The organism is Streptomyces sp. NPDC048191, from assembly GCF_040652655.1.
GTDB lineage: Bacteria > Actinomycetota > Actinomycetes > Streptomycetales > Streptomycetaceae > Streptomyces.
Map to the genome: position 1 here is coordinate 1 of NZ_JBEZMO010000054.1, position 16,980 is coordinate 16,980.

At 71.7% G+C, this 16,980-nt stretch carries 14 protein-coding genes and 1 pseudogene; 5 read left to right on the top strand and 10 right to left on the bottom strand.

All coding sequences use genetic code 11. The annotated features are described in order from the left end of the window. Positions 1-83: pseudogene (locus tag AB0D93_RS40320) on the bottom strand (electron transfer flavoprotein subunit beta); the annotation flags it as partial. A 206-nt stretch (positions 84-289) separates the two neighbouring features. Next, on the bottom strand, positions 290-1,525 hold the full coding sequence (locus tag AB0D93_RS40325; protein WP_362131367.1) for a PP2C family protein-serine/threonine phosphatase: 1,236 nt from the start codon (positions 1,523-1,525) through the stop codon (positions 290-292). Positions 1,526-1,791: 266 nt separating this feature from the next. Between AB0D93_RS40325 and AB0D93_RS40330 the strand changes: the two genes are divergently transcribed. Beyond that, entirely contained in the window at positions 1,792-2,709 is a 918-nt protein-coding gene (locus tag AB0D93_RS40330; RefSeq protein WP_362131370.1) for a helix-turn-helix domain-containing protein, read from the top strand. Here AB0D93_RS40330 and AB0D93_RS40335 read toward each other — a convergent pair. Then, positions 2,693-3,193 carry a peptidoglycan-binding protein gene (locus tag AB0D93_RS40335; RefSeq protein WP_362131372.1) on the bottom strand — a complete coding sequence of 167 codons (501 nt, stop codon included), beginning with the start codon at positions 3,191-3,193 and terminating at the stop codon, positions 2,693-2,695. The genes AB0D93_RS40330 and AB0D93_RS40335 overlap by 17 nt on opposite strands. Positions 3,194-3,324: 131 nt before the next feature. On the opposite strand from AB0D93_RS40335, the gene AB0D93_RS40340 reads away from it, so the two are divergent. After that, a complete protein-coding gene (locus AB0D93_RS40340; RefSeq protein WP_362131375.1) occupies positions 3,325-4,233 on the top strand; it encodes a DUF2690 domain-containing protein in 909 nt (302 codons plus the stop codon). A 15-nt stretch (positions 4,234-4,248) separates the two neighbouring features. Here AB0D93_RS40340 and lpdA read toward each other — a convergent pair whose 3' ends face one another. Further along, entirely contained in the window at positions 4,249-5,664 is a 1,416-nt protein-coding gene (gene lpdA, locus AB0D93_RS40345; protein WP_362131378.1) for a dihydrolipoyl dehydrogenase, read from the bottom strand. A 173-nt stretch (positions 5,665-5,837) separates the two neighbouring features. On the opposite strand from lpdA, the gene AB0D93_RS40350 reads away from it, so the two are divergent. Beyond that, positions 5,838-6,707, top strand: a complete 870-nt coding sequence (locus AB0D93_RS40350; protein WP_362131381.1) for an AraC family transcriptional regulator — start codon at positions 5,838-5,840, stop codon at positions 6,705-6,707. A gap of 21 nt (positions 6,708-6,728) precedes the next feature. Here the strand turns inward: AB0D93_RS40350 and AB0D93_RS40355 are convergent, their stop codons facing one another. From AB0D93_RS40355 to AB0D93_RS40375, 5 genes are read right to left on the bottom strand one after another with little or no spacing between them, the layout of a single operon-like run. Next, on the bottom strand, positions 6,729-7,919 hold the full coding sequence (locus AB0D93_RS40355; RefSeq protein WP_362131384.1) for an acetyl-CoA C-acyltransferase: 1,191 nt from the start codon (positions 7,917-7,919) through the stop codon (positions 6,729-6,731). Beyond that, positions 7,916-8,560 carry a CoA transferase subunit B gene (locus tag AB0D93_RS40360; RefSeq protein WP_362131387.1) on the bottom strand — a complete coding sequence of 215 codons (645 nt, stop codon included), beginning with the start codon at positions 8,558-8,560 and terminating at the stop codon, positions 7,916-7,918. Before AB0D93_RS40360 ends, AB0D93_RS40355 begins: the two co-directional genes overlap by 4 nt. Beyond that, entirely contained in the window at positions 8,557-9,315 is a 759-nt protein-coding gene (locus AB0D93_RS40365) for a CoA transferase subunit A (RefSeq protein ID WP_362131390.1), read from the bottom strand. The genes AB0D93_RS40360 and AB0D93_RS40365 overlap by 4 nt, the downstream gene beginning before the upstream one ends. 12 nt (positions 9,316-9,327) lie before the next feature. Beyond that, on the bottom strand, positions 9,328-11,103 hold the full coding sequence (locus AB0D93_RS40370; protein WP_362131393.1) for an FAD-dependent monooxygenase: 1,776 nt from the start codon (positions 11,101-11,103) through the stop codon (positions 9,328-9,330). Then, a complete protein-coding gene (locus tag AB0D93_RS40375) occupies positions 11,100-13,049 on the bottom strand; it encodes a maleylacetate reductase and hydroxyquinol 1,2-dioxygenase domain-containing protein (protein WP_362131396.1) in 1,950 nt (649 codons plus the stop codon). The genes AB0D93_RS40370 and AB0D93_RS40375 overlap by 4 nt, the downstream gene beginning before the upstream one ends. A 285-nt stretch (positions 13,050-13,334) precedes the next feature. Here AB0D93_RS40375 and AB0D93_RS40380 point away from each other — a divergent pair, with 285 nt between their 5' ends. Next, positions 13,335-15,098, top strand: a complete 1,764-nt coding sequence (locus AB0D93_RS40380; RefSeq protein WP_362131399.1) for an MOSC and FAD-binding oxidoreductase domain-containing protein — start codon at positions 13,335-13,337, stop codon at positions 15,096-15,098. Here AB0D93_RS40380 and AB0D93_RS40385 read toward each other — a convergent pair. After that, entirely contained in the window at positions 15,095-15,595 is a 501-nt protein-coding gene (locus AB0D93_RS40385) for a polyketide cyclase (protein ID WP_362131402.1), read from the bottom strand. The genes AB0D93_RS40380 and AB0D93_RS40385 overlap by 4 nt on opposite strands. Positions 15,596-15,810: 215 nt before the next feature. Here AB0D93_RS40385 and pstS point away from each other — a divergent pair, with 215 nt between their 5' ends. After that, on the top strand, positions 15,811-16,956 hold the full coding sequence (pstS, locus tag AB0D93_RS40390) for a phosphate ABC transporter substrate-binding protein PstS (RefSeq protein WP_362131405.1): 1,146 nt from the start codon (positions 15,811-15,813) through the stop codon (positions 16,954-16,956). Positions 16,957-16,980 lie beyond the last annotated feature (24 nt).

Consider the following 16,980-nt stretch of genomic DNA (forward strand, 5'->3'; position numbering starts at 1 on the left):
TCGACGGTCAGGTCATCGGCGAAGTGCCGGTCGCCAGTGGCGTCGGGCACGTACTTCACAGTGACAACGATCCTCAAGCTCACGCCGGCTCTCCTCGTGGTTCTCGACGGGCTGTGCTGTGGGGCAGCGGAGTGCCCGCACCACTCTATGGCACTCAGTGCCGCTAGGGAAGGTACTCAGTACCACGTGCTTGTCGAGGCGGCTGGGCCGTGGGCACACGGCCGGGTTCTGCTGAGGGAACGCAGTGCCATCAAGCCCGGATCGTCGGCTCCCTGCCGGCCGGAGCGTGTCAGTGCTGCGGGCGCCATTCGAAGAGCAGGATGGTCAGGTCGTCCCGCAGCTCGTTGCGTTGGTAGTCGAGGATGGCGTGGATGAGCAGCCGGAGTACCTCGGCCGGGCGCTGTCCGGCGGCGGAGGAGCGGATGATGAAGTCGGTGAACCGGTCGAGGCCGAACTCCGCGCCGTCCGCGTCGCGGGCCTCCACGACACCGTCGGTATAGAGCAGGACGCAGTCGCCCGGCTCCAGGATCGTCTCGTGGACCTGCCGGGCCGCCGGGGCGAGGAGGCCTGTCAGGCCGATCGGCGGCTGCGGAGGGCTGTCCAGCGCTCCGGCGAGCACCCGCTCGGCACGGATCAGCAGCGGGGCGGGATGACCGCAGTTGACCCAGTGCAGGACCCCGGTCTCGGCATCGAGCCGGCACAGCACGCCGGTGCAGAAGTGGTCGGGCAACCACTCCGAGAGCGCCCTGTCGACGGAACCGACGACGTCGGTCAGGCCGCCACCGCAGCGGCGGGCGTTGCGCGCCGCCGCCATGGCGACGGACGTGGTCAGGCCGGCGATCAGATCGTGACCCATGCCGTCGAGGATCATGGTGTGCAGCACGTTCTTGACCACCGAGTGGTCGAAGGCGTCGCCGGCGACGTCGTACGCCGGTTCCAGGACCGCGGTCGAGACGCATCTGCTGCTGCCGACGGTGTGCGGGGGCAGGAAGGCCCGCAGCATCTCGGCGGGCAACCTCATGGGCGAGGTGCGGGTGCGGGCGGCGAGCCAGTCGCTGTAGGCGCGCTTGGAGGTGATCAGCATGGCGAACAGATGGGCCAGCATCCGGCTGCGGCGCATCCGGACCTCGTCGAGCGAGGCAGTCCGCACCGCCAGCACGCCCAGCCGTTCCGCACCGTCGACCAGTGGCAGCCAGACGATCACCCCGTCGTCGGCCTCCGTCACCCGCGGGCGGATCGTGCGGTACGCCCGGCCGGCCGAGGAGCGGTCCACCGGCAACGGCTCGATGGCCTTGTCGAGCGGTACGAGCAGCTGCTGTTGCAGGTCGACGAGGTAGATCTGCGCGCTCTCCAGACCGAGGGACGAGGCGCACCGGTTCGCCAGGGCGGGGAGTTCGACCGGCAGGGCGGTCTGGGCCCTGATGATCAGCTCTTCCAGCCGAATCTCGTCGACGGCGGTGTCAGGACCGGAGGAGGCGCGCGGTGGCTCCGGCACGGCGATCACCCCTTCCGAGCCCAGTCTCACACCGATCCCGTCCTCTCTCACGTCAGGCGAGGGCGTGGGCGGGCGCGGCGTGCAGGACGCCCAGCCGGGTCCGAGCGGAGGACCGGGGGACTCCCGCGGATGCCGGCCCTGGGTCCGCAGCGGGCGCAGGGCAGCGGCCGGCGCTGTCGGCAAGATGCGTCAATCCCGGGATCACCCATCCCCTGACCTGCGGAAAAACCCGGCGGTCGGGCGGTGGGACGGGACGGCCGTGAGATAGTGGGCCGCGCGGAAAGGGGGGCGCCGTCGTGGGACGCTGGCAGCCGCTGCGAGGAGACCTGCCCGCCGAGGTGGTCCGGCTGGTGCGAGAACTGCGCCAGTACGTGGACCGGTGCGAGACGACCACCGCGACCGTCGCCGCGAAGACCGGCTACAGCCGCAGTTCCTGGCTGCGCTACCTCAACGGCCGGAGACTGCCTCCCTGGTCGGCGGTCGAGGGGCTGGGACGGCTGGCGCAGGCCGACGCGGAGTACCTGCGCGTGCTGTGGGAATCGGCAGCCCACGCCTGGACGCCGGGGGGCGCGGCCGGTGAGCCCGTCCCGCCGACCGCCCCGAAGCGTCGGGCGGGGCGCTCGGAGCACCCGGACACCCCGGTCGCCGCCGCACCGCCGACGGAGGGCCGGTGGTCCTCGCGCGGCATCCTGATGCCGGGCGCGGGCGTCTGGCTCGCCGTCGCCGCGGCCTGCTCGCTGCTCGCGGCCCTCCTGCTGGCCCGGCCGTGGGACACCGGAACCGGTGCCGTCCGCCCGCCGGACGGAGCTCCCGCCGGAGCACCCGCCTGGCCGTGGCCGCTGCGCAGCGCGGTGGACCGGACGGGCGCCGCCTGCCGGTCGGGCGGCTGCCGGGGCCTGGATCCGTACCGGGAGAAGTGTGATCGCGACGGTGTCGTTGTCCACCGGCTGCGCGCGTACGGCCACGTCCTGACGCTCCAGTTCAGCCCCGGCTGCATGGCGAGCTGGGCGGAGGTCGAGACTCCCGCGGGTACGGCCGGGTTACGGATCGCCACGAGCGGCGGCGACGAGCAACGGGCCGCCACGGGCGGGGCGTACACCGCGATGGTGGGGAACGGGCCGGACGCGGCGCGTGCCACGGTCGTCGTCGACGGCCGCCAACTGGGCGTCGCGCGGTACGACAGCTGGATCGACGCCGTCACCGGCAGCGGGTGAGGGTGACGGCATCCGTGCGCAGCCGGCGGAACCGCCCGGCGTCGTAGACCTCGTACGCGCCGTCGGTGTCCGGGCGGAGCGGAAGACCGAAGCGTTCGCCCTGGTAGACGGTCCATGGGCCCGTGGCGGCGATGCGCTGCTCCGCCGCGCCCCAGGTGGCCGTCCCGACGATCCCGTCCGCCGACAGATGGTGGTTGCTCTGCCAGACGCGGGTGGCGCCGGCGGTCGCCTCGTCATAGGTGCAGGTCACACCGGAACGTGCCAAGTACCCGTCGGCCCACAGCATGCTCTGCCACAGCCCGATCACGTCGCTGCGCCGGGTGCGGCCGACCGCCAGCTGCGGCGCGGTGGGCAGCCCGGCGGCGAGGAGCACGTCGTCACGGCGGTCGCCGGGCCCGTGATCCCGTGGGCCGCCGGCCCCGGCGCACACCACTCCCAGCGCCAGTACGCACAGTGCGGCGCGCGCCGCGGTCCCGATGCCCATGACATCGTCATAACGCCAACTGTGCCGTCGCCACGCCGAATTGCGCAAAACCGCGGTTCCGGTCCGGGTCCCGGTGGATACCGTGGGGAGGGCAGTGTCCGACAGTACGCACGGGTCCACGGGGGGCGTGCTTGACCGACTGGAAGCCGTTGCCCGACGGTCTCGCCTCGGACGTCCGCCATCTGGTGGCAGAGTTACGGGGGTTGAAGGACCGCGCCGGGCTGAGCCTCGCCGCCCTCGCCGGGTGCACTCCGCACAGCAGGTCCTCCTGGGAGCGCTACCTCAACGGAAAGGCCATGCCGCCGCAGCACGCGGTGGCCTCCCTCGGCAAGCTGGCCGACGCCGACCCCGCCCGGCTCATGGCACTGTGGGAACTGGCGAACGCGGCGTGGCACGACCGCGAGGCCCAGGCCCCCCGCGACGTACCGATCCGGCAGCCCGAACCACCCGCTCCAGCACAGGCCGAGGAGCCGCCCGCGGACCGGCCGGGCCGTCGCCCCGACAGACGGAGGCTGCTGTGGGCCGTGGTCGCTCTGGCCGCCGTCGCCGCGTCAGGTGCCGCCCTGTTCGGCGTGTTGGGCCGCCACGCGCACGCCGGCCGGGACAGCGCGCCGGGGACGGACACCCCGACGAGGCAACTGGACGTCAACTGCTTCGCGGACGGCTGCGCCGGCAAGGACCCCAAACAGACCGGTTGCGGCGGCGACGCCTGGACGTCCGCCCTCTACAAGGTGGCCGGGGTCTACGTGGAGCTGCGCTACAGCGACGCCTGCAAGGCCGCCTGGTCCCGGATCAGCTGGGGACGCCCCGGCGACATCGCCCGGGTCGTCGGCGAGGGAGGCCGGACATACCAGAACAAGGTCCACTACGACACCGACACGTTCAGCGCGATGGTCGGCGCCCCCAGCCCGTCGACGGCGAAGGCCTGTGTCCTGCTCACCTCCGGGGTGCACGCCTGCACCTCGCCGGGCGGAACCGAGCACCTCACCGAGCCCCCGGACCCGCCCGCCTCGACCCGGACGGCCCCGCACCCCCGGTGAGACCGGGGCCGCCCCTCACAGGTTGATCATGTGTCCGGCCAGGCCGTGGACCGCCTCCTGGATCGCCTCGCCGAGCGTCGGATGAGCGTGGACGTTGCGGGCGACCTCGTGGACGGTGAGGTCCCACAGCTGTGCCAGGGTCAGCTCGGGCAGCAGCTCGGTGACGTCCGGGCCGATGAGGTGCCCGCCGATCAGTTCGCCGTACCTCGCGTCGCTGATCAGCTTCACGAAGCCGGTGGCGTCGCCGAGGCCGTGCGCCTTGGCGTTCGCGGTGAACGGGAACTTGGCCACCTTGACGTCGTAACCCCGTTCGCGTGCCTGCGCCTCGGTGTAGCCGAAGCTGGCGATCTGCGGCTGGCAGAAGGTGGCCCGCGGGATCATCGCGTAGTCGAGTTCCATGGTCTCCGCGTCCGCGAGCGTCTCGGCGGCGATCACCCCCATCGCCTCGGCCGCGTGCGCGAGCATCAGCTTCGCGGTGACGTCGCCGATGGCGTAGAGGTGCGGCACGTTGGTACGGCAGCGGCCGTCCACGTCGATCGCGCCGCGCTCGGTGACCCGCACACCGGTGTTCTCCAGGCCGCAGCCGCCCACGTTGGGCGCGAAGCCGAGCGCCTGGAGGACCTTGTCGGCCTCCAGGACCTGCTGGGAGCCGTCCTTGCCGGTGACCGTGACGCGGACGCGGGGCCCCGATTCGTCGATGGAGTCGACTCGGGTGGAGGTGAGCGCGTCGATGCCCAGCCTGCGGTACTGCTTGGCGAGTTCCGCGGAGACCTCGGCGTCCTCCAGCGGGGCGAGGCGGTCCAGGAACTCGACGATCGTGACCTTCACGCCGTAGCTGTGCAGGATGTAGGCGAACTCGACGCCGATCGCGCCGGCGCCCGCGATGATGATGGACTGCGGCAGCTCCTCGGCGAGGATCTGTTCCTCGAAGGTGACCACGCGGGAGGTGCGCCGGGTGCCGGGCAGCAGCTTGGGGGAGGCGCCGGTGGCGATGACGCAGTGATCGAACCCGATGGTGCGGGTGTCGCCGTCGAAGCCGGAGACCTGGAGGGTGTGCGGGTCGAGGAACGTGCCGTGACCGTCGATCTCCGTGATCTTGTTCTTCTTCATGAGGTAGTGCACGCCCTTGACGCGGCCGTCGGCGACCTTGCGGCTGCGGCGGAACGCCTCGCCGTAGTCGAAGGTGACCTGTCCGTCGACGCGGATGCCGAACGTCCTGGCCTCACGGGTGAAGATGTGCGCCAGCTCGGCGTTGCGCAGCAGGGCCTTGGTCGGGATGCAGCCCACGTTCAGGCAGATGCCGCCCCAGTACTTCCGCTCCACGACGGCGACGCGTTTGCCCAGTTGGGCGGCCCGGATCGCGGCCACGTAGCCACCGGGGCCCGCACCGAGCACCACCACGTCGAAGCGGTCGTCCTGCTCGTCCGTCATCGGTGCCTCCTGCAGCGGGACGCGTTCGGGCTCCGGCCAGAGTTCCCCGTTTGTCGTGGACGGCAAACAGCGGTGCTTCCCGGTGGCCGAGGACTTCACCCGCCCGATCCGGGCACTTCTCGATACCGGGCACGTGGTTTACCATTCAACCATATCGGTGGGGAGGTCGCACCATGACGGAACTCGGCCTGGCCGACACGGTCGGCATCCTGCGCCGGCCCGGCGTGCGGCCACGACACAGCAGCTCAGGGCTCGGCTGGGACCGGCTGTACCTCTCCGCGCAGGTGGAGCAGCCCTATCGCGCCGCGTTCGGTCCGGCCCCCACCCACCTGCTGATCCTGCACCTCAGCGGCCCCGTCACGGTACGGCGGGGGCAGGGTGCGGACCGTCGGTCACGGGCGGTCCCCACCGGTGGGCTCTTCCTGCAGCCGGCCGGCCGGAGTCTCGCCGTCGAGCTCGGCGGGCGGCTGGACACGATCCACGCCTACCTCACGGACGACGTCCTGCGCGAGGCGAACGGCGGCCGGTCCGTGGAGCTGACCGAGGAACTCGGGGCCAGCGACCCGCTCGCCGAACAGCTCATGCTCGCGCTGGAGAGCACGGTCCGCTCCTGGGAGCCGTCGGCCCGCACCTACGCCGACCAGCTGACCGGGATGCTCGCCGCGCAGCTCGTACGCCGCCACGGGGTCCGCGCGGCCGCACCTCCACCCGACCGGGCCGGGCTGTCCGGCCGACAGCTCGCCGCCGTCCGTGACCTCATGGACCAGCGCCTCGCCGAACCGCTGCCGATCGCGGACCTCGCCGCCTCGGCCTCGCTGAGCCCGAGCCAGTTCACGCGGAGGTTCCGGGCGAGCACCGGTCAGTCGCCCCACCAGTTCCTCCTCAAGCTACGGCTGGAGGCCGCGTGCCGACTGCTGCGCACCGGCCGGACCCCGATCGCGGACGTGGCCGCCGCCTGCGGCTTCTCCCACCAGGAGCACCTCACCCGGGTGATGCGCGCCCGGCTGGGCACCACTCCGGCCGCACTGCGCCGGTCCGGCTGAAGCGGCCCTGACGGCCACGCCTCAGCGTTCCAGTACCAGGGCCAGTGCCTGGCCCACCCCGATGCACAGCGCCGCCAGGCCCGTGCCGCCGCCCGCCGCGGCCAGCTGGTGCGCGACCGCTCCGGTGATACGGGCGCCCGACGCTCCCAGGGGGTGGCCGATGGCGATGGCACCGCCCCGCGGGTTGACGACCTCGGGGTCGAGCTCCGGCAGTGCGGCCAGGCAGGCCAGCGCCTGGGCCGCGTAGGCCTCGTTCAGCTCGATCGTGTGCAGAGCGCCGGGAGCCACCGCCGCCTTCGCGAGCACCTTGCGGATGGCGTCGACCGGACCGAGCCCGAAGTACTGCGGTTCGATGCCCGTGACCGCCGCCGCCCGCACCCGGGCCAGCGGCTCGCGCCCGATCGCCGCCAGCCCGTCCTCGTCGGCGAGCAGCAGCGCGGCCGCCCCGTCGTTGAGCGGCGACGCGTTGCCGGCCGTGATCGTGCCGTCGGCGGTGAACGCCGGCCTGAGCCGGGCGAGCGCCTCCAGGGAGGTGTTGTCCCGGATCCCCTCGTCGCGGCTCAGGTCCACCCCGGCCACGGGGACGACCTCTCCCGCGTACCGGCCCTCGCGCCAGGCGCGGGCGGCGTTGCGGTGGCTGGCCAGCGCGAACGCGTCCTGCGCCGCCCGCGTGACGGAGTACTTGGCGCCGACGAGCTCCGCACTCTCGCCGAGCGGGATCGTCCACTCGGCGGGCATCCGCGGGTTCACCATCCGCCAGCCGAGCGTCGTCGAGTACAGCTGCTGGTCCTTCGCCGGGAAGGCCCGCTCCGGCTTCGGCAGCACCCAGGGCGCGCGGCTCATGGACTCGACACCGCCCGCCACCGCGATGGACGCGTCGCCGAGGGCGATGGCGCGGGCCGCCTGGACGACGGCCTCCATACCGGATCCGCACAGCCGGTTGACCGTGGCTCCGGGCACGGTGACCGGGAGCCCGGCGAGCAGGACGGCCATGCGGGCCACGTCGCGGTTGTCCTCGCCCGCGCCGTTGGCGTTGCCGAACAGCACGTCGTCGATGCGCGCGGGGTCCAGGCCGGGGCTGCGTTCGACCAGCGCGCGCAGCACACCGGCGGCGAGGTCGTCCGGGCGTACACCCGCCAGGGCGCCGCCATAGCGGCCGAAGGGAGTACGGACGGAGTCGACGACGTACACGTCACGCGGTTGCTCGATCATCGGTCGCTCCCAGCAGGACTGACGGGAAAGGGTGTGTGTGCCGTGACCTGATCCACCGTCACATCCGGTGCCGTCTCGACCAGTTCGAGCCCATGGGGTGTCACGTCGAGGACACACAGGTCGGTGATGATCCGGTCCACACAGCCACGGCCCGTGAGCGGCAGTGTGCACTCCTGGACGATCTTGGAGGCGCCGTCCTTCGTCAGGTGCTCCATGAGTACGACGACCCGGCCGGCACCGTGCACGAGATCCATCGCACCGCCCATCCCCTTGATCATCCTCCCGGGGACAGCCCAGTTGGCGAGGTCACCGCGGACGGAAACCTGGAGCGCGCCCAGGACGGCGGTGTCGATGTGGCCGCCGCGGATCATGCCGAAGGAGAGCGAGGAGTCGAAGAAGGAGGCTCCCGGCCGCACGGTCACGGTCTCCTTGCCCGCGTTGACGAGGTCGGCGTCGACCTCGTCGGGCGACGGGTACGGCCCGACTCCGAGCAGTCCGTTCTCCGAGTGCAGGACGACATCGACGCCCGCCGGCAGGAAGTCGGCCACCCGGGTGGGCAGCCCGATGCCCAGGTTGACGTAGTCGCCGTCCCTCAGCTCGCTCGCGGCGCGCGCCGCCATCTCGTCCCTGGTCCAGCTCATCGCTCGCGCACCGTCCTCTTCTCGATTCCCTTGTCGGCCGCCTGCTCCGGGGTGAGCGCCACGACACGCTGCACGAACACCCCCGGCAGATGGACCTCGTCGGGGTCGAGCACGCCCGGCTCGACGAGCTCCTCCACCTCGGCGACGGTGATGCGCCCGGCCATGGCCGCGAGCGGGTTGAAGTTCCGCGCCGCGCGGCGGAAGACGAGGTTGCCGTGGCGGTCCCCGCGCGCCGCCCTGACCAGCGCGTAGTCCGTGGTGATGGCGTGTTCCAGGATGTGGTCGACGCCGTCGAAGGTCCGCACCTCCCTGGGCGGCGAGGCCACGGCGACCGAACCGTCCGTGGCGTAGCGCCAGGGCAGTCCGCCCTCGGCGACCTGCGTGCCGACGCCGGCCGGGGTGTAGAAGGCCGGGATCCCCGCGCCGCCCGCTCGCAGCCGCTCGGCGAGCGTGCCCTGCGGCGTCAGCTCGACCTCCAGCTCGCCCATGAGGTACTGGCGGGCGAACTCCTTGTTCTCACCGATGTACGAGCCCGTGACCCGGGCGATGCGGCCGGCGGCCAGCAGGATGCCGAGGCCACGGCCGTCGACACCGCAGTTGTTCGACACCACCGACAGACCGCTCACCCCGCTCTCGTGAAGAGCCCCGATGAGAACCTCGGGGACGCCGCTCAGTCCGAAGCCGCCGACGGCGAACGACCGTCCGTCCGTCACATCCGCCAGGGCCTCCGCGGCCGTGGCCCTCACCTTGTCCATCGTCTGTCTCTCCTACCTGGCCAGCACCCGGCGCAGTGCGCCGAGCAGGTCGTCCTTGGCCGCACGCGCGCTCTCGGGAGCGGTGGCGCGACGCCAGGCGATGTAGCCGTCCGGACGCACCAGCAGCACGCCGTCCTCGGCGATCCCGCCGACCCGGTTCCACTCGCCGTACGCGTCACGGCAGGTGTCGTCGCCCACGCGCACCACCCGCAGCGGGACACCGAGGTCCGCCCGGCAGGCCGTCGCGGCCGTGTCCCAGACACCTCCCGACAGCCCGGTCAGCACGGTGAAGGTGCCGTCGCCGACGACGTCCAGCGTGGACAGCCGCTCGCCCCGGGCGTCGACGAGCCACGCGTGCGGCAGCTTCGCGCCGGGCCGCGTGGTCGGCCGGGCCACCAACTCCCGGTCCTGCTCCCAGACTTCGGCCGCTACCTCGTCGTCCGGAAGCACCGCGGAGGAGACGTAACGCTGGTTCATCTCGACGCCGTGCGCGTTGAACTCGTAGTTCTTGAGCTGGATGGCCTCTTCGAGCAGACGTCGCTTCTTGGCGCCCTCGGGTGTCGGCGCGCCGATCGCCGCGAGCCCCTCCGCGATGGCCTCATGGCCGACGCCACCGCCGATGCCGAGCACCTCGAAGATCGGGCCGAACTGGTCGCGGCTGAGGTTGGCCCGTTCGACGATCTGCCGCCCGACGGGGGCACGTTCGGCCGAGTAACTGTCGAGCAGCTCGGCGCCGGCCTCGCCGCGTATCACCATCGCGAGCTTCCAGGCGAGGTTGTACGAGTCCTGGACGGAGGTGTTGGAGCCGAGTCCGTTGGACGGCGGATGACGGTGCACCGCGTCACCGGCGCAGAAGACCCTCCCGGACGCGTACGCCGAGGCGTGGCTGTGGTTGACCGTCCACAGCGAGGTGGAGGTGATCTCCACCGGCAGGCCGGGGTCACCGACGAGGTCACGCACGATCCGCCGCGCCGACTCCTCGTCGACCTCCGGCGGCGGCTGCTCGATGTCGTACCCCCACACCAGCAGCCACTCGTTCCACGGGCGGACCATCCGGACCAGGCCCATGCCGATGCCGCCGGTCTCCGCCCCGGGTTGCAGCACCCAGTACAGGACGCTCGGCCGGTGGGCGCAGTACCGGGTGAGGTCGGCCTTGAAGACGATGTTCATGCTGCCGGCCTTGGCCATACGGCCGTCGAAGGGCAGGCCGAGCTGCTCGGCGACCGTGCTGCGCCCGCCGTCCGCGCCGATCAGGTAGCGCGCCCGTACGGTGAACTCGTCGCCCCGGACACGGTCGCGCAGCAGCGCCGTGACGCCGCTGTCGTCCTGGGTGAGGCTGAGGAACTCGGTGTCGAAGCGCACCTTGGCACCGCGGGCCGCCGCGTTGTTCACCAGGATCGGCTCCAGGTACGTCTGCGGCAGGTCGATCATCTCGCAGGGGCTCGTCGAGGCGTACTCGGTGGCCGACGCGGGCCCCGTGCCCCAGCTGCGGATGCGGCCGATCTCCTGCCCGGTCAGCGCGGTGCACAGAACCGTGTCGCCCATGAGGTGGGAGGGGCTGCCGACGGCCAGCGCCTCGGACTCCACGCCCAGGTCGCGCAGCACCTCCATGGTGCGCTGGTTGGTGATGTGCGCCCGCGGCGTGTTGGCCAGCCAGCCGTACTTGGTCACCAGCAGGGTACGGATGCCGTAGGTGGCGAGCAGCAGCGCGGCGGAACCCCCGGCGGGGCCGCTGCCGACGACGAGGACGTCGGTGTCGTACGTGTCGTGCGCAGGGGTGATGGTCATGGGCGGGCACTCCTCGGGCATCCGGCCAGGGGGGCGAGTCGGAAGGTGTAGTCGAGCCGGCGCCACTCGCCGTCGACCGGGCGGCCGTCGGGGGCGGGGCCGGTCTGCGGCGTGAAGTCGACGATCAGCTCGTCCTTGACGCCGAAGACGGTGTCGCTGTCCAGGTAGGAGCCGCCCGACACGAACAGCTGCGTGACGAGCCGGCGGTGGCCGGGCGCGTCGACCATGAAGTGGAGGTGCGGCGCCCGGAAGGGATGGCGTCCTGTCGCCTTGAGCATCTGCCCGACCGGCCCGTCCTCGGGGATCGGGTACTCCGAGGGCAGGATGGACCAGAACGTGAGCCGCCCCTCGGCGTCGGTGCGCAGCCGCCCCCGCAGCACCGGCCCCTCCAGATCCGGGAGCTGGACGTCGTAGAAGCCGTCCTCGTTGGACTGCCACACGTCCACCACGGCGTCCGTGACCGGATCGCCGGCGGTGTCCGTGATCCGTACGTCCACCCACAGCGGGGTGCCGGGCAGCCCGTCGGAGATGTCGCCGCCGTGCGGGGTGTCGGGCGGACCCTCCACATAGAAGGGACCCAGCACCGCGGACGGAGTGGTGTGCGGCGTACGGGAGTTGGTCAGCAGATCCACGGCACTGGAGACGCCGAGCGTGTCCGACAGCAGCACGAACTCCTGCCGGGTCGGGCTGCAGATCTCTCCGGTGCGGGTGAGGAAGTCGATGGCGTACTGCCATTCGGCCTCGGTGACGTCGTTGTCGGTGACGAAGGTGTGCAGATGCCGGACCAGGTCGCTCAGCAGGGTGCCGACGCGCGGGTCGGGTGCCTGCGCGAAGCTGGCCACGACGTGTTCGGTGAGACGGGCCAGCTCGGCCCCCGTGGACGGGGGGCCCTCGGGGCGGCGTCCGTGCCAGGCGTCCGCCAGCAGCTCGGCGATGCCGCCGGCCGTCAGCTCCCGTGGGTTCGGGTACGGCGTCGAGGTGGCCAGCTCGGCCGCGCGGGCGAGGGCGGACTCCGGCATGCCGAGGTCGCGCAGCGAGGCGGGGCCGCCCAGGGACGCGACCAGGTCGTACACGCCGCTGGGGGCGTCGGGCACGCCCAGGGCGTCGGCGATGCGGCGCATCACACCGGGCACCGCGGGCGCGTTGTAGGCCATGGCGTGCGGCAGGACGACCGTGTGCGTCTCGGCGTGCGGCAGATCGAAGCTGCCGCCGAGGGTGTGGCACAGCTTGTGGTGCAGGCCCATACCCACCGCGGCGAGGCAGGTCCCGGCGAGCCAGGCCGCGTGCAGCAGGTCGGCGCGCGCCTCCGTGTCGGCCGGATCGGCGGCCAGCCGTGGCAGCGCCCGGGCGATGCGGGAGATCGCGTCGAGGGCCTGCCGGTCGGTGACCGGGTCGGCGTCAGCCGAGTACAGGGCCTCGACGGCGTGGGCGAGAGCGTTCACGCCGCTCGTGACCGTCAGGGACAGCGGCAATGTGAGGGTGAGGTCGACGTCGTAGACGACGGTCTCGGGCAGGATCTCTGGAGAGGACCGGGTGACCTTGCGTCCGTCCCGGGTCTCGCCGAGGACGGGGGTCACCTCCGAGCCGGCGTACGTGGTCGGCAGGATCACCTGCGGCAGTCCCGTACGCAGCGCCAGCGCCTTCGACAGGCCCGTGGTCGAACCGCCCCCGACGGCGACGATGCCGTCCACGGCGGACTCCCTGAGCACCTGGAGGGCCTGCTCGGTCACCTCCACCGGGGTGTGCATGGCCGCGCCGTGGAACTCCGCCGCCAGCAGGCCACCGAGTGCCTGGCGGACCGGGGCGGAAGCCGCCGCGCGGGACCCGCCGGCCAACAAGAGCACCCGGGAGCAGCCGAGCCGCTCGACCTCCTCGCCGAGGCGCCCGACCGTGCCGGCACCGAAGACCACCCGAGCGGGGTGGGATGTGTAGACGAACGTCCGCATGGAACTCTGCCTCCGCGTGTCATCAGGTCGCGTCGGTTCCTTGAGCCACCGAGTATGCGAAGGACGTCCGTGTGCGCTCCTGCACGATCCGCGCGTTCCCCTGCACGAAACACGCGCACCGCGGCGGACCGGCGGCAGAGGAAGGGGGAAGCACACAACCTGTGCACCACCCCGCGTGATCACGGAATCGCGGCGGCACCGGCAGGGAACTAGGATCGGCCTCAGCGCACAGATCGCAGCGCCACGAGGGGCTGTGCCGGCCGGCGACCCCGCAGGAGGTCCGCGATGGCGACGCTGCTGTCCGTCAACGTGGGGATGCCCAAGGACGTCTCCTGGCAGGGGCGGACTGTCCGCACCGGAGCCTGGAAGGCGCCCGTCCGTGGCCCCCGCATGGTCCGGCGGCTGAACGTCGACGGGGACGGCCAGGGGGATCTGGCCGGGCACGGCGGCGAGATCCGCGCCGTTCTCGTGTACCAGCTGGAGTCCTATCAGTACTGGCGGGAACAGCTCGGCCGCGACGACCTGACCTTCGGCGTCTTCGGGGAGAACTTCACCGTCGACGGCCTGCCCGACGACGACGTGTGCATCGGCGACCGGTACCGCATCGGCGAAGCGGAGTTCGAAGTCACCCAGCCCCGCGTCACCTGCTACCGCGTCGGCATGCGCCTGGGTGAACCCACCATGGCCTCTCTGCTGGTGGCTCACCACCGCCCGGGTTTCTACCTGCGCGTCATCACGGAGGGGCATGTCCAGGCCGGCGACGAGATCACCCTCACCCGCAAAGGCCCGGAAGAACTCAGCGTCGCCGACACCGACGCACTGCTCTACCTCCCCGACCGCGACCCCGAGAAGCTGCGCAAAGCACTGAACATCCCTGCCCTCAGTCCCGGGTGGCAGCAGTCCTTCCGTGAACTCGCCGCCGCCCAGCAGCCCCGACAGGAACCGGGCTGGTCAGCCGAGCGCGTCGGCACCCAGCAGCCCCGGGAGGTGCCGGGATGGCCGGGATTCAAGACCATGCGGGTCGCCCGCATCGTCCCCGAGACCCCCGCCGTCTCGTCGATCTACCTCGACAGCGTCGACGACACACCCCTGCCCGAGGCCCGGCCGGGCCAGTACCTCTCCATCCGTCTCCCCGTCGGCGACGCCGCCCCCGCGGTGCGCAGCTACTCCCTGTCCTCCGCCCCCACGGCCGGCACCTACCGCATCAGCGTCAAGCATGAGGCCCACGGCAAGGTCAGCAGCTACATCCATGCCACGCTCCGCCCCGGCGACCTCGTGGACATCGCCAGCCCGCGCGGAACGTTCGTACTCCAAGAAGGCACCCGCCCGATCGTCCTCGTCTCCGCGGGGATCGGTGCCACTCCCGTGCTCGCCATGCTCCACCAACTCGCCGCCGCACGGGACCCACGCCCCGTCTGGTGGATCCACACCGCCCACGACCGCGCCCACCACGCCTTCGCGGACGAGGCCCATGCCCTTCTGGCACAACTCCCCGACGCCCACGAGCACATCTACTACACCGCCGAGACCGCCGCGCATGCCGACGAGCCCCACATCACCCGGGGCCGTCCGACCGCGCGATCGCTCACGGCCATGGGCCTGCCCGTCGACGCCGACGCCTACCTCTGCGGCCCCCCCGCCTTCATGGCGGACCTCGCCGGCCTCCTGCGCGAGCGCGGCCTGAACCCCGAGCAGATCCACACGGAACAGTTCACGGCCCTCTCCGCCATCAACCCCGGCGTCACCACCACCGTCGCGACCCGGCCGCACCAACCGGCCGGTCCACCGGGCACCGGCCCCCTCACCACTTTCGCCCGCAGCGGCGTCACCGCCCCTTGGTCACCCGTCCACGCGTCGCTCCTCGAACTCGCCGAGGCCTGCGACATCCCCACCCGCTGGTCGTGCCGCACCGGCGTCTGCCACACCTGCGTCACCCACCTCGTGGCGGGCGACGTCACCTACACCACCCCACCCCTCGAACTGCCCGAACCCGGCACCGTCCTCATCTGCTGCAGCACACCGGCCTCGGAAGTCGTCCTCGACCTCTAGGACCCCGGTCGGTCCGGTTCCGGGATCACGGCAAGCCCGGCCAGGTGGTGCAGCGAGTTGCTGAGATGCTCCGGGCCGAACGGCGGGAACCGGATGCCGCGATCCCGGATGAACCGCGGCACCGCCGACCAGTCGTAGGTGAGCGTGACCTCGGTCTCGGACGGGCCGAGCGGTGTGAGGTCGTAACGCCAGATCCAGCCGCCGAGCTCCAGTCGACCGTCGTCCTTCTCCGTCCCGGTCAGCCAGCCGATGGCGCGCGGCGGATCGAACACCTGCACCTGGTTGGCCACCTGGTAGTCGCGGTTCGGATGGCCTGCGTGGTACATGTCCATCCGGAAGATCTGCCCCACCTCGGTCAGCGGCGCCCGGTCGACGGATTCCTGAACCCAGCCGGTGCCATCGATCGCAGCATGGGTCGTCGGGTCGGCCAGCACCGCGAACACCCTCGCGACGGGCGCGGCGACGGTCAGGGTGGCGCTCACGTTCTCCTGGTCCATGGTGTGCACACTCCTCGTCATCTCATCCATGCAGATCATCCATGCAGACGACGCGGCGAGGCGGAACTCATCGGTCGCTGGGGGAGGGAAATGCGGCCACCGCGGGCTGTTACGGACAGCGACCGAATGGTTACGTATAGTCGTCAGCGGTTCACGCCGCGTCACACCTTTGCGCCGGGCCGTCCCTGGCGGTCCCCAGGGAGGAGAGCCGAAGAGTGATGCTCCAGCCGAAGCGGGGGCTGCGCGGTCCGGCGGTCGCCGCGGCGGTGGTCTCGGGTGCCCTGTTCCTGGCGGCCTGCGGGTCGACCGGCAGCTCCCGGTCCGCCCGCACACCGTCGATGCCGGCCTCGCCGGCCGCGACCGGTGCCGGCGGGGTGGCGTGCGGCGAGGCGGCCGCCCTGTCGGCGTCCGGCTCGACGGCGCAGGAGTTCGCGATGAAGATCTGGATCAGGAGCTACACGCGGGCGTGTCCCGGGACCCGCATCAGCTACGCGGGCAACGGCTCCGGTGCCGGCCAGAGTGATTTCCTGAAGGGAAGGACCGCCTTCGCGGGGTCCGACTCCGCGCTGAGCGCCGCACAGATCGGCCAGTCCAGGAGCGTCTGCTCCCAAGGTGGCCGGGCCGTTCACCTGCCGACGCTGGGCGGCCCGATCGCGCTCGCCTTCAACCTGCCGGGGGTCGACAAACTGGTCCTGGACGCCCCCGCACTGGCCAAGATCTTCGACTCGAGGATCACGAAGTGGAACGATCCGGAGATCGCGAAGCTCAACCCCGGTGCCAGGCTGCCGTCGACGCCGATCCGGGCGACGCACCGTTCCGATTCCTCCGGCACGACGGACAACTTCACCTCCTACCTGAGTGCCGCCGCACCGAGCGCCTGGTCGTACGGGCACGACAAGGTGTGGATGGCCAAGGGCGGCCAGTCGGCCAAGGGTTCCTCGGGCGTCGTCGAGCAGGTGAGGAAGACCGTGGGCGCGATCGGCTACGTCGAGCTGACGTACGCGCTCGCCCGCGACGTGCACACGGCCTCGATCGCCACCGGAGCCTCCGCTCCGGTCGACGCCAGCGTCATCACGTCCTCCAAGGCGATCGCCGGTTCGACCGTCGCGGGCTCCGACGGCGACCTCGTGCTGAAGCTCGACTACGGGACCAGGGCCGCGGGCGCCTACCCGATCGACATGGTCACGTACGAGATCGTCTGCGACAAGGGCAACAAGCCGGCGACGTTGCCCGCCACCAAGGCGTTCCTGACGTACATCGCCGGCTCGACGGGCCAGGAGGAACTGAGCTTCGAGGGCTACGCGACGCTGCCGGCCACGATCGTGGGCAAGGTGCGCAGCAGGATCGCCAACCTTTCCTAGCCGCACGGGACCTCGGGCGTCCTC